The following is a 15997-nucleotide window of genomic DNA, read 5'->3' on the forward strand; positions in this document are numbered from 1 at the left end:
ACCTCCCTGCATCAATGGACTTGTCAGCCCTACTCTGTCCAGAGAGCCTACTGTAGGCAACTGCCATAAATACCAGGTCGTTGAAACACAGGCGCAGCCTGACAAGAGGCATTCATCCGACCAGCGCAGCCCGATGGTGTCGCCCGGCCGAATCGTCGGTACAATGCCCGGCTATACCGTGACAGCCGAAACCATAACGACATGTCCCTTCCCAAGCATCACCTGGAACTGCTCAGCCCTGCCCGCGACGTGGCCATCGCCCGCGAGGCCATCCTGCATGGCGCCGATGCCATCTATATCGGCGGCCCTAGCTTTGGCGCCCGTCATAACGCCTGCAACGAGGTGGGCGATATCGCCGAGTTGGTCGAATTCGCCCATCGCTACCATGCGCGCGTGTTCACCACCATCAATACCATCTTGCATGACAACGAGCTGGAGCCGGCGCGCGCGCTGATTCACCAGCTGTACGACGCCGGCGTCGATGCGCTGATCGTGCAGGACCTGGGGGTCATGGAGCTCGACATTCCACCCATCGAGCTGCATGCCAGTACCCAGACCGACATTCGTACCCTGGAGCGGGCCAAGTTTCTCGACCAGGCCGGCTTTTCTCAGCTGGTACTTGCACGCGAGCTGAACCTGCAGCAAATCCGTGCGATCGCCGCCGAAACCGACGCCGCCATCGAGTTCTTCATCCATGGTGCGCTGTGCGTGGCATTCTCCGGGCAATGCAACATTTCCCACGCCCAGACCGGTCGCAGCGCCAACCGGGGCGACTGCTCCCAGGCGTGCCGACTGCCCTACACGCTCAAGGACGACCAAGGTCGGGTAGTGGCGTTCGAAAAGCACCTGCTGTCGATGAAGGACAACAACCAGACCGCCAACCTGCGCGACCTGGTCGATGCCGGCGTGCGCTCGTTCAAGATCGAGGGGCGCTACAAGGACATGGGCTATGTGAAGAACATCACGGCCCATTACCGCAAGGAGCTCGACGCCATCCTGGAAGACCGCCCTGCCCTGGCCCGCGCTTCCAGCGGTCGTACCGCGCACTTCTTCGTACCGGACCCGGACAAAACCTTCCACCGCGGCAGCACCGACTACTTCGTGACTGACCGCAAGGTCGATATCGGCGCCTTCGACTCCCCTACTTTCACCGGCCTGCCGGTGGGTGTGGTGGAGAAAGTGGGCAAGCGCGACCTGCAGGTCGTCACCGACGTACCCTTGACCAACGGCGATGGCCTCAATGTGCTGGTCAAGCGCGAAGTGATGGGGTTCAGGGCCAACATCGCCGAGGCACGCGGCGAGTTCGAAGAAGACGGTCAAAAACGCTGGCGCTACCGAGTGGAACCGAACGAGATGCCTGCCGGGCTGCACAAGCTAAGGCCAAACCATCCGCTTTCGCGCAATCTGGACCACAACTGGCAGCAGGCCCTGCAACGGACCTCGGCCGAGCGCCGCATCGGCGTACGTTGGCAGGCGGTATTACGCGAGGAGCGCTTGACCCTGAACGTGACCAGCGAGGAAGGCGTGCATGTGCAAGTCGCCCTGGATGGCCCATTCGGCCCGGCGAACAAGCCAGAGCAAGCACTGGACCAGCTGCATGACCTGCTTGGCCAACTCGGCACCACGCTCTACCACGCCGACAGCATCGAGTTGGATGCCCCCCAGGCGTTCTTCATTCCCAACTCGCAGCTCAAGGCCCTGCGCCGGCAGGCCATCGAGACGCTGACCGAGCAACGCATCCAGGCGCACCCCCATGGCCGGCGCAAGCCGGAAACCTCGCCGCCGCCGGTGTATCCCGAGTCGCACCTATCGTTCCTGGCCAACGTCTACAACCAGAAAGCCCGGGATTTCTATCACCGCCATGGGGTGCAGTTGATCGACGCGGCGTATGAAGCTCATGAGGAGCATGGTGAGGTGCCGGTGATGATCACCAAGCACTGCCTACGCTTCTCCTTCAACCTGTGCCCCAAACAGGCCAAAGGGGTGACCGGAGTGCGCACCAAGGTGGCGCCGATGCAGCTGGTTCAAGGGGATGAAGTACTGACCCTGAAGTTCGACTGTAAACCCTGCGAGATGCATGTGATCGGCAAGATGAAGAACCACATCATCGACTTGCCGACCCCTGGCAGCGCCGTGGCCCAGGTCGTCGGCCACATCAGCCCGGAAGATCTGCTCAAGACCATCGTCCGCGCGCCTCACTGAGGCGCGTCGTACGCCGCCTGCGTCTTCAGCGAATCTGGTGCTTGTGCAACAAACGGTAGAAGGTCGGCCGTGAGATGCCCAGCACCTTGGCTGCAACGCTGAGGTTGTCGCTGTGACGGTCCAGCACATCGCACAACGCCTGGCGCTCGGCCTTGTGCTTGTACTCTTCCAGGGTGCCCAGCGGCGGCTGTTGCGCAAATGGCTGCAAACCCAGGTCCTTGGCCTCGATCTGACGCCCTTCGGCAAGCACCAGCCCGCGGCGCACCCGGTTGGCCAATTCACGCACGTTACCGGGCCAATCGTGCTGCCCCATTGCCGTTAGCGCATGCTCACTGAAGGAGCGAGGCCGCCTGCCGGTTTCCAGGCTGTAGAAATGGGCAAAATGGTTGGCCAGCATCGGCAAATCGCCATGGCGGTCGCGTAACGGAGCGGTCACCACCTGCAGCACGTTCAGGCGGTAGTACAGGTCTTCCCGGAAGCGGCCCTGCTCGATGGCCCTCTCCAAATCCACGTGGGTGGCGGCTAACACCCGCACATCCACCGGTACTGGCTGACTGCCCCCCACCCGCTCAATGTGCTTTTCCTGGAGAAAGCGCAGCAGGTTGGCCTGCAACTCCAGCGGCAGGTCGCCTATTTCATCGAGAAACAGCGTGCCGCCGTTAGCCGCTTCGATGCGACCGATCTTGCGTTGATGGGCACCTGTAAATGCGCCCTTTTCGTGCCCGAACAGTTCGGACTGAATCAAGTGCTCGGGGATGGCCCCACAGTTGATCGCCACGAACGGCTGGCCACTACGCTGCGATTGGCGGTGTAGCGTACGCGCCACCAGCTCCTTCCCCGTGCCGCTTTCGCCGCGGATCAGCACAGGCGACTCGGTCGGTGCCAGCTTACCCAGCAGTTTGCGCAACTCTCGAATCGGCCGGCTCTCGCCCAGCAACTCGTCTTGGGTGTCGAGCGCCTTGACCGTGCCCTTGCCACGCAGCCGCGCCATGCCAAAGGCCCGGCCCAGGGTGACCTGTACCCGCGACTCATCGAAGGGCAAGGTATGGAAATCAAAAAACCATTCACAGACGAAATCCCCGAAGGCCGGGGAGCGCAGTTGTTCGGCGCTCAGCACCGCGATCCACTCGGTGTTGCTGCGCTTGATCATGTCCTTGACCACGTCCGGGTGTTTGAGATGCGCCTCATCCAGGCGCAATACGCCTACATCGCAGCGATGTTCCAATGCCTGCGCCAAGGTGCAGCTGTCGACATCCCACCCAGCCTCTAGCAAGCCAGGCGTCAGGCGCTGGCAATCGTCACAAGGATCGACGATGAGCAGGCGGCGTTGCACTGCGGTTTGTTGCATGACCGATCCTTGGCGCCAAGTATTGGTTTCTTGAAGTAAAACAGTAAGTTGTGGCGCCCGAATAACAGTAGCAATGAAGTTGACGGTGCCTATGACCGTTTGTCTGCCAATACGGCTTTTCGTAACTTGGCGGGGGAATTTTCGATGGGTAACGTCCTCACATGGGGCGCGTTAGAACGAAAAATGAATAATCGTTGATTATTTTGCTGTACCCATGTGACTCGATGCCGGTTGTCGAGCATCAGTACACATAACCCCGCGCTGCATTTCGCGATACATGAGGCGACCTTGAAGCAACGCGGACGTCACTTGAATGTTTGGGACCACAGAGAGACCGAACCATGAATGCCCCGCTCCGTGTCAACGAAGCACTGCTGATCGCCGACCACGCCTTCGAACCCTTCCACTGCGTGGCCTGGGACGCCCCCAACGGCACTGGCGACCTGAGCCTGGCGGTCATCGACCGTACCAGCGCCCGCATCGGCAGCAAGCAGGTAACCTCGCAAACTTATTCTGACAAAGCCCAGTGGCTTAACCTGATCGAAGAAGTACGCGCTGAACTTTGTGAAAAAGGCTACCACCTGCAGCCTTGGTCGATGCCCAAGTAAATGAACAGCTTCGACATGTGCGTGCTCTGCCACGCACATGCACTTCCAGCCGTCCCTGTTTACCCTTCTTGCGTGCGACTTGTTGCCGCACCACACCGCTGTTACTTCACCGCTTCGAAACTTAGCAGGTGTTGATAGTCCGCTGCCAATTGCTGTGCCAGAAGGCGAGCACGGCCCAGGCGGACCGGTGTCAGTTCCATGTCCACCAGCAATGTGCAGCACGGCAAGGGCTCGACGGTACCCCATTGCTGCAGGCGGCCGTCGGTGAACACCAGGCAGCGTACTTCCTCTTTAGGATGGGCCTTGCGCCGAGCGCCCAGCCACTGCCTTGCTTGCTCCAGCGCCGGCAGCAACGGCGTGCCGCCTCCCGCGCCCAGCGCCTGCAGCCAGGGTTGCAGCGCCGCCGAAGCTTTGAGCCCATGGCGCTGCCATTGTGGGGCACTGCCACTTGCCGTCAATAAAGCCAGCCGTGCCCGCTGGCGGTAGGCATGGTCGAATAACGTGGCCAATAGTCCTTTGGTGTGCGCGAGCGCCTGATGACGACGTGTCGAAGCGGAGGCATCGACGATGATCAGCCATAGCTGGGCCGGTGCGCCCCTGCGGGTGTGCCAGCATAAATCGTCGCGGTGCCTGGGCCGGCCCTTCAATAGGCTTTGTAACCAGGCGACCCGGCCAGCACTGGCTGCCTGGGCTCGACCGCGGCTTGCACCTGAGCGCGCGCCCTTGCCTGCTTGCGCACCCGTCGTCTTGGCCGGCTGACGGATGCTCAGGGCTTTTTTGCCCAGTTCGGCACCTCACGCCTTGGCCCGCTTGCCACAGGCTGCGGGGCCAAAGACCCCCAGTCCCCCTGCCCGCCCTTCTCGGCCGAGCTGTTGCCGGTCTGTGACTGCGGCTGCTCGGGCGCTGCGGGCGCAGTAGCCTGGGCGGGCGATTGCCTGCGATGGCGCAAGGCAAAATCTTCCACCGCATCGATATCTGCCGCCTCGATGGCCGCCGCCCCGCGCCATGCGCAGTGGGCGCGGGCCGCGCGCAGCCACACCAGATCGGCCCGCAGCCCATCGACTCCAGCGGCGAAGCAGCGTTCGGTGATGCTGGCCAAGGTCCGGTCATCCAGTGCAATGTCGTCCAGCGCCTGGCGCGCTGCCTGACAGCGCTTACGCAAGGCCTCCTGGGCCGGTGCCCACTGGGCACAAAACGCCAGGGGGTCATGGTCGAAGGCCAGCCGGCGCCGGATGATCTGTTGCCGTGCATCAGGCGCGGGTAGACCGTCGAGCGCCACATTCAGACCGAAGCGATCGAGTAGCTGAGGGCGCAACTCGCCTTCCTCGGGGTTCATGGTCCCGATCAAGACGAAGCGGGCATCGTGACGATGGGAAATGCCGTCGCGTTCGATGCGGTTGGTACCACTGGCGGCGACATCGAGCAACAGGTCGACCAAGGTGTCCGGCAGCAGGTTGACTTCATCGACATAGAGCACGCCACCATTGGCCTGGGCCAGCACGCCGGGGGAGAACTGCGCCTTGCCCTGCCCGAGTGCGGCATCCAAATCGAGTGTGCCCACCACGCGCTCTTCACTGGCGCCCAGCGGCAAGGTCACGAAAGGCCCATCGCCCAGCAGGTCAGCCAGGCCGCGGGCCAGGGTGCTCTTGGCCATGCCACGCGGGCCTTCGATGAGCACCCCGCCGATCCTGGGATCGATGGCCGTCAGGCACAGGGCCAACTTCAAATCGTCGGCGCCCACTACGGCGGCCAGGGGAAATTGTGCAGCGTCGTTCATTTCAAGCCTGTTCCTCGCCATCGAGCAGCTGTTCTTCCAGGGCATCGCGGTACTCGCCGGGGGACTGCCAGAGGCCGCGTTGCTGCGCCTCGATCAGCCGCTCGGTGAGGTCGCGCAGCGCCTGCGGGTTGTGCTCGCGCATGAAGTCGCGGGTCGCCGGGTCCAGCACGTAGGCATCGGCCAGCGACTGGTAATGGTGATCGTCGATCAGGTGCGTCGTGGCGTCGAAGGCGAACAGGTTGTCGACCGTCGCCGCCATCTCGAACGCCCCTTTGTAGCCGTGGCGTTTGACGCCATCGATCCACTTGGGGTTCAGCGCGCGCGCGCGGATCACGCGGTTGAGTTCTTCCTTCAATGTACGGATGCGCGGTCGGTCCACCTGGCTGTGGTCGCCGTGGTAACTGGCCACGGACGCGCCGGCCAGCGTTTCGGTGGCCGCCAGCATGCCGCCCTGGAACTGGTAGTAATCGTTGGAATCCAGCACGTCATGTTCGTGGTTGTCCTGATTTTGCAGCACTGCCTGCACCTTGCTCAGGCGCTCGACGAACTGCGCCCTGGCCGGCGTCCCCTCGTCCTGGGCGCCATAGGCATAGCTGCCATGGTTCAGGTAGACCTCGGCCAGGTCTTCACGGGTCTGCCACAGCCGCCCATCAATCGCATTCTGGATGCCAGCCCCATAGGCACCGGGCTTGGCGCCGAAGACGCGCCAACCGGCCTGTCGAGCCGCCTGCTCAGCGTCTAGGCCCTGCTGCTGCAAGGCCAGACGCTCACCGCGCACGCGCGCAGCCAACGGATTAAGATCATCGGGCTCATCAAGTCCGGCCACGGCCTGGACGGCAGCATCGAACAGGCGGATCAGGCTGCCAAAGGCGTCCCGGAAGAAACCCGACACCCGCAGCGTCACGTCCACCCGCGGACGGTCCAGCAGGCTGAGTGGCAGTATCTCGAAATCGTCGACCCGCTGGCTGCCGGTGGCCCACACTGGGCGCACGCCCATCAGCGCCATGGCCTGGGCAATGTCGTCCCCACCGGTACGCATGGTCGCGGTTCCCCACACCGACAGCCCGAGCTGACGCAAGTGGTCACCATGATCTTGCAAATGACGTTCGAGTATCAGGTTGGCCGACGTAAAGCCTAGCCGCCACGCTGTCGTGGTCGGCAAGTTACGCACGTCGACGGTGTAGAAATTGCGGCCTGTGGGCAGCACGTCAAGCCGCCCGCGGCTGGGTGCGCCGCTAGGACCGGCCGGCACGAAGCGCCCAGCTAGCGCTGCAAGCAACCCATTCATCTCGGCGGCGCCGCAGGCGTCCAGGCTCGGCGCCACTGTAGCGAGCAGATGATCGACAACGGCCTGGACGGGCGCTCCAAGTTCCACCTCCAACGCTGGCAGCGAGCCGTCGAGCGCACCTTCGATAACCTGCAATGCCAGCAGTTCGAGGCGCTCGCGCGTATCGCCGGCCGTGCGCCAGGCCTGGTCGCTGATGTTCATCAGTAGCAGAGGCCGTGGGCCTTCCCAGGGTTGCCCAAGGTCGCAGTCGAGCGGATCGAAGCCGGGGACCAGTGTCTTGGCCAGGGCGCGCAACACACTCGCATTGCCGCCACGGCCATCGCCACGCTCGACACGCAGCAGTGCCAGCAGCGTATCCAGGCGCAATCGGCCCTCGGGCGACTGGCCGAATACATGCAAACCATCGCGGATCTGCGATTCCTTGAGGTCGCACAGGTAGGTGTCCAGGCGTGGCAACCAGACGGTTGCATCGTCAAGCTGCCCTTCGAGCTGCAATTCCCGGTCGATGTGATGGGTCCTGACCAGTTCGAGGATGTCGCGTTGCAGCTCCCGGGCGCGACGCGGGTCGAGCAGTTGTGCTTCGTAGAATTCATCGGCCAATTGCTCCAGGTGGCGCAGCGGGCCATAGGTCTCGGCGCGGGTCAGCGGCGGCATCAGGTGATCGATGATCACCGCTTGCGTGCGCCGCTTGGCCTGCGCGCCCTCACCCGGATCGTTGACGATGAACGGATAGATGTTAGGCAGCGGGCCGAGCAGCGCATCCGGCCAGCATGTATCAGACAGCCCTACCCCCTTGCCCGGCAGCCATTCCAGGTTGCCGTGCTTGCCGACATGGATGACGGCGTCGGCGGCATACCCATGCCGTAGCCAGAAATAGAACGCCAGGTACCCATGGGGTGGCACTAGGTCCGGGTCGTGATAAACGGCGCTGGGGTCTAGCTGATAACCACGTGCTGGCTGGATGCCGACGAAGGTCATCCCCATGCGCACCCCTGCCACCATCAGGCGGCCCTCGCGGAACATTGGATCCTGCTCGGGTGGCCCCCAGCGTTCCAGTACCGCTTGGCGGTTGGCGGCCGGCAGGCGGTCGAATGCTGCCTGGTAATCGACCAGGCTCATGCTCTGGGCGCACGGCCGTTGATCGATGTGGTCCAGGTCGTTGGTCACACCGCCCAGCAAGTGATGGATCAGCTGGGTGCCACTCTCGGGCAGCTCGCTGACCGGGTACCCTTCAGTGCGCAGCGCACGCAAGATATTGAGCGCCGCAGCCGGCGTGTCCAGGCCAACGCCATTGCCGATGCGCCCATCGCGCGTGGGATAGTTGGCCAGAATCAACGCCACGCGTTTGTGCGCATTGGGCTGGCGCGCCAGGGTCACCCAGCGCCGTGCCAGCTCGGCCACAAAATCCATGCGCTCGGGGTGCGCGCGGTAGCACACCACATCCGATTGGCTGCGCTCGCTGTGCCAGGCCATGTCCTTGAAGCTGACCGGCCGTGTGATGATGCGCCCGTCCAGTTCGGGCAGCACAATGTGCATGGCCAGGTCACGTGCGCCCAAGCCCTGCTCGCTGGCCTCCCAACCCGGCTGGTTGTCCTGCGCACAAATGGCCTGCAACACAGGGATGTCTCGTCTTAGCGGGCGCAGGTTAGGACGCTCAGGGCTGGACAGGGCAAAACCGGTGGTATTGAGCACCACCTCGGCGCCGACAATGTCGAGCCATGCCTCAACCTGTTCCAGGCAGGCGCTTTCCTTCAGGCTGGCCACCGCAATGGGCAACGGATTCAAACCTGCTGCCTGCAGGCGCTGGCAGAACACATCGATGAAGGCCGTGTTCGCCGCCTGCAGGTGCGAACGATAAAACAGTATTGGCGCCACCGGATAATCGGTATCCCAGTGTGGGAACCAGTCCTCCAGCGCCCCACTGCCCACCAGAGGGTGGTAGACCGAGGTGCGGGGCAACGCCCGCGGCTCGGACCAGCAATAGTCACGGTCCAGCCACTGACTGGCAAGGTAATGGAACAGGTTGAGTGCGTTGGCCTTGCCACCTTGGCGCAGGTAGTGCCACAACTGCTCGGCTTGCGCCCCCTGCACGGACCCGAGCCCGGTCAGTTCCGGGTCGGGACGGTCGTCGCCCGGCACCAGGATCACGTGCACGCCGCGCGCGGCGAGCGTGACCAACTGTTCCACGCCGTAGCGCCAGTACCCCACGCCGCCGTGCAGCGACACCAGGATGACCTTGGCATGCTGCAAGACCTGATCGACATAAAGGTCGACCGAGGCGTGGTTCTGCACCTGCATGGGGTTGGCCAGGCGCAGGCTTGGGAAGTCGCCGGGCAGTTGCTCGGCGCTGTCGGCGAGCAGGGCCAGGTGCGAATCACCGCTGCAGAGGATGACCAGTTCGGCAGGGGTCTGGCCGAGGTCGGCGATGCTGTCGTCCGGCACGAAGCCGCCGGGCTGGGTCCGCAGCAGGTGCATGGGTCAGGCGCCCAAGGCCTGGCGCAGACGCGCTTCGAGCTGGGCAGGGTCAAGGTCCTGACCGATCAGCACCAGGCGTGTGATGCGCGGTTCTTCGGCACGCCAGGCGCGGTCGAAGTGCTTGTCAAAGCGCGTGCCTACCCCCTGGATGAGCAAGCGCATCGGCTTGCCGGCAATGGCGGCGAAACCTTTGACGCGCAGGATGCCGTACTCGACCACCAGTTGGTTGAGCGCCTCGATCAGCACTCGCTCATCGGATTCGGGCAGGTCGATGGAGATGGAATCGAAGGCATCATGGTCATGATCGTCATGGTCATCGCCGTCGTGATGGGCATCGTGGTGGGTCGGGCGGGCATCGATGTGCTGCTCGGACTCGGCGCCCAGGCCCAGCAACACCTCCAGCGGCAATTTGCCACTGCTGGCTTCGATAACTTTGACGGCCGCTGGCAGCTCTTCAGCGACCTCGGCACGTACCTTGGCCAGGCCGTCGGCGTCAATCAGATCGGCTTTGTTCAACACGACCAGGTCGGCGCTGGCCAGTTGGTCAGCGAACAGCTCGTGCAGGGGGGACTCGTGGTCCAGGTTCGGGTCCAGCTTGCGCTGGGCGTCGACTTGGTCCGGGTAGGCGGCGAAAGTGCCTGCGGCAACGGCAGGGCTGTCGACCACGGTGATCACCGCATCGACAGTGCAGGCAGTGCGGATCTCAGGCCACTGGAAGGCTTGGACCAGTGGCTTAGGCAGAGCCAGGCCGCTGGTTTCGATCAGAATATGGTCCAGGTCGCCGCGGCGCGCCACCAGTTCGCGCATCACCGGGAAGAACTCTTCCTGGACGGTGCAGCACAGGCAACCGTTGGCCAGTTCGTACACGCGGCCATTGGCCTCTTCTTCGGTGCAACCGATGCTGCACTGCTTGAGGATGTCGCCATCAATGCCCAGCTCGCCGAATTCGTTGACGATCACGGCGATGCGTCGCCCTTGGGCATTGTCGAGCATGTGGCGCAACAGGGTGGTTTTGCCCGAGCCCAGGAAGCCGGTGACGATGGTAACGGGGAGCTTGGCCAGTGTTTTCATGTTGCAGTGCCCTTGGCAGAATGGCGCGGGCATGCAGGACGAGTGCCGTCGACCAGACTGGCCGGGCATGTTCGCCACCGGATCACCCCGCCCGGTTTAAAGTCGAAAACGTTGCGAGGCAGGTCTCCTGGCTTGCACCTGCGCCAGGCACGGTCATCAGGACCGGGCTTGGGAGAAGACGCCTTCCCGCGCCTGGCGCAGTGGCAGTGTCGACTCATCGATGGTGCCTACAGTTGCGGGGGCAGCCGCGGCTTGAACCGCGTTCCCGTCTTAGCTCCGGCCTGGCCGAAGAACCTCGAACGGCCAAGGCTACGCAGTGGCCGTCGGGTGGTCAACCGTTGTCGAGGCTGTGGGGGCGCCGCACTGCTGGCAGGCGGCGAGCATCCTCTGGTTCACACAGGGGCACAGCGCTGAGCGTAGCGCAGTACGTGTGCAGGAGCGGCCGCTTCAACCAAAAGAATAAGTGCAAGGCACTCACCACTCCCCTCAGCGTCTGCCCCACTTTACGCGCCGCCCAGCCTCCTCTACTCTTTCCACGTCCCCATCACGAGGTATTCGTCCAATGCGCCATTGATGCCGCCGTCTGTTAGACGGCCAGTCTTCACTTTCCGGTCGCCACCGGAAATGTCGCGGCATTCGTGGAGTTGCACATGACGACTACGTCTATCCTTACGCTGGACAGCGTCACCCTGGTCTTGCCAGATGGCAGGCCACTGTTCACCGATCTAACACAGACCTTCGACAGTACCCGAACCGGATTGGTGGGTCGCAACGGCGTTGGCAAGAGCCTGCTTGGCCAACTCCTCGCTGGCCGGCGGTTGCCAAGCAGCGGCACGTGCCGGCGCTTTGGCCGTGTCCATCTTGTCGATCAACAGGTGATCGACACCAGCAAGACCGTAGCCGATCTGGCCCAGATGGGCCCATTGATCGCAGCGCTCGAACGAATCCAGATGGGCAGCCTAGAGGCGGCTGACTTCGACACCGTTGGCGAGCGCTGGGATGCGCCCGAGCGCCTGCGCGCCCACCTGCATCGCCATGGCCTGGGTCACTTGGAGCTGCAACGCCCTGTTCATACCCTGAGCGGCGGGCAAGCCATGCGTGTGGCGCTGATGGGTGCCTGGTTGAGCGAGGCCGACTTCCTGATACTCGATGAACCTACCAACCATCTTGACGACCACGGCCGCTCGCAATGGCTGGCGATGATGCAAACCTGGAACCGCGGCCTGCTCGTGATAAGCCATGACCGGTCTCTACTCGATCACATGGACGGTATTCTCGAACTGTCAAGCCTGGGTCTGAAAGCCTATGGCGGCAACTTCAGCCACTATCACGCGCAAAAGCGCTGCGAAACCACGCAAGCTACACAGCAGTTGGAGTACCTCAAGCGCTCCCAACAGCAGCAAGCCAGAGCTCTGCTGCAGCAACGCCAGGCACTGGACAAAGCGCAGGCCCGGGCGGGGCGCAAGGCCAAGCACGTCAACCAAGCCAAGATCCTGGTCGATCACCGACAGCAAGGCAGTCAGGCGACACTTGGCAAGCAGCGCCGACGCCATCGGGAGGCCGAGCAACGGCTGACCGACAGGGTGCGCGAAGCTGCGCAAGCGGTCGAAAGCGCCTGCGAAATTACCGTGCACGCGCCAACGCTTGAGCCCAGCGTCCAGCGGCAAGTGTTAGTGCTGCAAACCTTGCGCCTGCCGCATGGCACATCGGTACCCATCGAATTCAGCCTGCGTCAGGGCCAACGCTGCGCCCTCACCGGCGTCAATGGCAGTGGCAAGAGCACCCTGCTGAAGATGATCGCCGGCCAGTTGCCAGCGCCTGCAGGCAACCTCCTGGTCGCAGGCGAAACAGCGCTGCTCGACCAGCACTGCAGCGTGTTGTCTGCCGACGTGAGCGCGCTGGAACACGTGCAACAGGCCAACCTGGCACTGGATCCGAGCCGTGCCCGCATGCTGCTGGCTCAGTTGGGCCTGGACGCTGCGCGTGTCGTGCTGCCCAGCAGGCTGCTCAGTGGAGGCGAGCGCATGAAGGCGGCCCTGGCAGCGATTCTGTACCGCAGGCGCCCGGTAGAACTGCTACTACTGGACGAACCTGGCAACCACCTTGACCTGCCATCGCTCCAGGCCCTGGAAAGGATGCTGGAGAAGTTCACCGGCGCGCTGATCATCGCTTCCCACGACCAGGTGTTGCTCGATGCGCTCGAGCTCGACCGCTATCTGCACCTTGCGCAGCCGCCTGCCAAGTCGTGATAGGACATTTCCGATCCGGCGAAGATGTATTAAGGTGGCGTGTGCGCATATAACAGCAGCCCCAACGTGGGCACTTGCAAGACAACGAGGGTGTCATGAGCAACGAAAGCATTAACTGGGACAAGCTCGGCTTCGACTACATCAAGACCGATAAACGCTATCTGTCTGTATGGCGCGATGGCGCGTGGGATGAAGGCACCCTGACCGAAGACAACGTGCTGCATATCAGCGAAGGCTCCACGGCCCTGCATTACGGCCAGCAGTGCTTCGAAGGCATGAAGGCCTACCGTTGCAAGGATGGCTCGATCAACCTGTTCCGCCCCGACCAGAATGCTGCTCGCATGCAGCGCAGCTGCGCGCGCCTGCTGATGCCCCACGTGCCTACAGACGTGTTCATCGAAGCCTGCAAGCAGGTCGTCAAGGCCAATGAGCGCTTCGTGCCACCCCACGGCAAAGGCGCCCTGTACCTGCGCCCATTCGTCATCGGCACGGGTGACAACATTGGCGTGCGCACCGCGCCGGAGTTCATCTTTTCCATCTTCGCCATCCCGGTAGGCTCGTACTTCAAAGGCGGCATGAAGCCACACAACTTCCAGATCTCCAGCTTCGACCGGGCTGCCCCGCAAGGTACCGGCGCTGCCAAGGTCGGTGGCAACTATGCGGCCAGCCTGCAGCCAGGCTATGAGGCGAAAAAGGCCAACTTCGCCGATGCCATCTACCTCGACCCGTTGACCCATACCAAGATCGAGGAAGTGGGCTCGGCCAACTTCTTCGGCATCACGGCCAATAACGAATTCGTGACGCCCAAGTCGGCTTCGGTACTGCCCGGCATCACCCGCTTGTCCCTGATGGAGCTGGCGCAGTCTCGCCTGGGCCTGACTGTCATCGAAGGGGATGTGGAAATCAGCCAACTGGATCGCTTCATCGAGGCAGGTGCCTGCGGTACCGCGGCGGTGATCACCCCCATCGGCGGCATCGAGTACAACGGCAAGCTGCATGTGTTCCATGACCTTGAGAAGGTCGGCCCCGTTACCCAGAAGCTCTACAACGAGCTGACCGGCATTCAGAGCGGCGACATTGAAGCGCCGGCAGGCTGGATCGTGAAAGTGGCCTGATCACCGAAGCTGCTTGATGTCAAAGGCGCGCTCCTCAGGGGGCGCGCTTTTTTTTGCGCGTCGCGACAGGCAATTGCGTACTTGAGCAGGCCATGAGGTTTCCTCCGCGGGCCAGGCCCGGTATCCTTCAAGGCTCTACTGCAAGCCCTTCAGGAAGCCGACCATGACCAGGCCCCTTCTAGTGCTGAGCGCGGCCCTGCTGTTCAGCCCCACGCTCCTGGCCCAGCAGATCAAACGTGAAGTGGGCGACTTCGACTTTACCCTCAGTACGACCCCTACCCGCAGCATGGCCCAGGGGCTTATTTCCCCAGCCGCTACCGGCGCCTTTCATGGCGGCCTGGACTTCAGTCACACCAGCGGGTGGTACGTAGGGCAGTACACACCCAGCATGGGCGTGGCGCCAGGGTCCACCCTGCGGGTCGACAACTACGTGGGCTACAAGCATCACTTCGACAGTACCTTGGGTTACGAGATCGGCGTCATTCACTACAGCCAACCCAACATCGCAGGCGCAGAGAGCCATGCGCTGTATGGGGGTATTTCGATCATGGGCAGCCGCTTCGGCGGGGCATTGCGTGACAACCCAAGCAACCGGATCGGCACCTTGTATGCCGATTTCGGGCAGGTTCCCCTGCTCAATGCCGACCTGACGGTCAAGCTTGCACATCATCGGCTCGGCACCCCGTTCACGATTGGCGACGGCAGCCAGGTCAACGGTTTCTCCGACTGGTCCATGCAGCTGTCGCGCCCCTGGTTGGGCCTGGACCTGAACCTCATCTACAGCGACTCGAACCTGACCGGTGGCGGCTGCGATGCTTATTCGGGGATCAACACCTATTGCGAGAGCGTGGTGACACTCAAGGCCCAGCGCAGTTTCTTCTAGGCAAGCCTGCTCATGCTCAGGCTTTGCCGACCATTGGGCCACCTCAAGCCTGTGTCGGTGCCTGTAGACGGGGAGCCGTTACAGCGATAGCCACCCCACCCAGCACTATCGCGCAGGCACCCATGGCACGTAGCGACAGCGCCTCACCGATCACCCACACCCCACCCAGCGCGGCGATCACCGGGACGCTCAGTTGCAACGTGGCGGCCTGTTGAGCGCTGATGCGCCGCACCACGCTGTACCAGACGGCATAACCTGCCGCCGATGCCAGCATCCCAGAGCACACCGCGAAGAACACGCCGGCCGTCGAGAACCGTAGTTCGGCACCCAGAGCGATCAGCGGCGTGCACAACGCCAGGAAGGGCACGCTGCGAACGAAGTTGCCTGCCGTGTCCGCCAGCGGCCGAGGTGACCCCTGGCCCAGCAAGGTATAGAGACCCCATGCCATGCCCGCGGCTACCATCAGCAAGGCGCTCGTCAGTGTAGGTGCGTGGCTGCCAGGCAGCAGCAAAACGACCAGGCCTGAAAAAGCCATCAGCATGCCTGACAACGCGCGCAGGCTGATCCGTTCTCCACGCACCGCCGCCACGCCGAACATGGTCAGCTGAACGGCACCAAACAAGAGCAATGCCCCTACGCCCGCGCTCAAATCAAGGTAGGCAATGGAGAACAGAAAGGCGTAGCAAAACAACGCCAGACCGCCTCTCCAACTGCCGGCAGCCCCTGAACAGGGGTTGCGCAGCCGTACCAGCCACCACAGGCACAAGGCGCCGCTGCCCAGGCGCAGTGCGGTGAAGGTGATGGCGTCGACGGCGCCATCCTTGAGCGCCAGCCGGCAAAGTACCGAATTGGCGGCGAAGGCCATCAAGCTGAACATGGCCGGCCAGAACCAGGCGCTCAGTAACGGCCGGTCGATCGGGGAAGAGGTCGTGCTCATGGTGTGGTCACCTCTGAGAACTGCTGTGCTCATCGCGCAGGAAG

11 protein-coding genes and 1 riboswitch are annotated in these 15997 nt (G+C 63.0%); of the genes, 5 read left to right on the forward strand and 6 right to left on the reverse strand.

What is annotated here, in order from left to right; all coding sequences use genetic code 11:
* Positions 1-201 precede the first annotated feature (201 nt).
* Positions 202-2202 (forward strand): U32 family peptidase, encoded by a 2001-nt coding sequence (locus MOP87_RS10820; protein WP_028687481.1) that lies wholly within the window; start codon positions 202-204, stop codon positions 2200-2202.
* Positions 2203-2227: 25 nt separating this feature from the next.
* On the opposite strand, the gene MOP87_RS10825 is transcribed toward MOP87_RS10820, so the two are convergent.
* Positions 2228-3550 (reverse strand): sigma-54 dependent transcriptional regulator, encoded by a 1323-nt coding sequence (locus MOP87_RS10825; protein WP_027914907.1) that lies wholly within the window; start codon positions 3548-3550, stop codon positions 2228-2230.
* A 341-nt stretch (positions 3551-3891) separates the two neighbouring features.
* Here MOP87_RS10825 and MOP87_RS10830 point away from each other — a divergent pair, with 341 nt between their 5' ends.
* A complete protein-coding gene (locus MOP87_RS10830; RefSeq protein WP_023535558.1) occupies positions 3892-4158 on the forward strand; it encodes a hypothetical protein in 267 nt (88 codons plus the stop codon).
* Between the two features lie 101 nt (positions 4159-4259).
* On the opposite strand, the gene MOP87_RS10835 is transcribed toward MOP87_RS10830, so the two are convergent.
* From MOP87_RS10835 to cobW, 4 genes are all read right to left on the reverse strand, one after another.
* Positions 4260-4805 (reverse strand): VWA domain-containing protein, encoded by a 546-nt coding sequence (locus tag MOP87_RS10835; protein WP_232097609.1) that lies wholly within the window; start codon positions 4803-4805, stop codon positions 4260-4262.
* A gap of 119 nt (positions 4806-4924) precedes the next feature.
* Positions 4925-5935 carry an ATP-binding protein gene (locus MOP87_RS10840; RefSeq protein WP_140174245.1) on the reverse strand — a complete coding sequence of 337 codons (1011 nt, stop codon included), beginning with the start codon at positions 5933-5935 and terminating at the stop codon, positions 4925-4927.
* Position 5936: 1 nt separating this feature from the next.
* Positions 5937-9698: a cobaltochelatase subunit CobN gene (gene cobN / locus MOP87_RS10845; protein ID WP_242810522.1), complete on the reverse strand. Its 3762-nt coding sequence runs from the start codon at positions 9696-9698 to the stop codon at positions 5937-5939.
* Positions 9699-9701: 3 nt separating this feature from the next.
* A complete protein-coding gene (gene cobW / locus MOP87_RS10850; protein WP_027914903.1) occupies positions 9702-10769 on the reverse strand; it encodes a cobalamin biosynthesis protein CobW in 1068 nt (355 codons plus the stop codon).
* Positions 10770-10868: 99 nt separating this feature from the next.
* Positions 10869-11082, reverse strand: a riboswitch (cobalamin riboswitch).
* 337 nt (positions 11083-11419) lie between these two features.
* On the opposite strand from cobW, the gene MOP87_RS10855 reads away from it, so the two are divergent.
* The 3 genes from MOP87_RS10855 to MOP87_RS10865 all read left to right on the forward strand — a co-directional run bounded on the left by MOP87_RS10855 (position 11420) and on the right by MOP87_RS10865 (position 15016).
* Positions 11420-13018 carry an ATP-binding cassette domain-containing protein gene (locus tag MOP87_RS10855; RefSeq protein ID WP_242810523.1) on the forward strand — a complete coding sequence of 533 codons (1599 nt, stop codon included), beginning with the start codon at positions 11420-11422 and terminating at the stop codon, positions 13016-13018.
* 95 nt (positions 13019-13113) lie between these two features.
* Entirely contained in the window at positions 13114-14133 is a 1020-nt protein-coding gene (locus MOP87_RS10860; RefSeq protein WP_023535596.1) for a branched-chain amino acid aminotransferase, read from the forward strand.
* Between the two features lie 163 nt (positions 14134-14296).
* Entirely contained in the window at positions 14297-15016 is a 720-nt protein-coding gene (locus tag MOP87_RS10865; RefSeq protein WP_023535690.1) for a TorF family putative porin, read from the forward strand.
* 43 nt (positions 15017-15059) lie between these two features.
* On the opposite strand, the gene MOP87_RS10870 is transcribed toward MOP87_RS10865, so the two are convergent.
* Entirely contained in the window at positions 15060-15953 is an 894-nt protein-coding gene (locus MOP87_RS10870; protein ID WP_128610454.1) for a DMT family transporter, read from the reverse strand.
* Between the last annotated feature and the right edge of the window lie 44 nt (positions 15954-15997).

Source organism: Pseudomonas sp. I3-I5, from assembly GCF_022699445.1.
GTDB lineage: Bacteria > Pseudomonadota > Gammaproteobacteria > Pseudomonadales > Pseudomonadaceae > Aquipseudomonas > Aquipseudomonas fulva.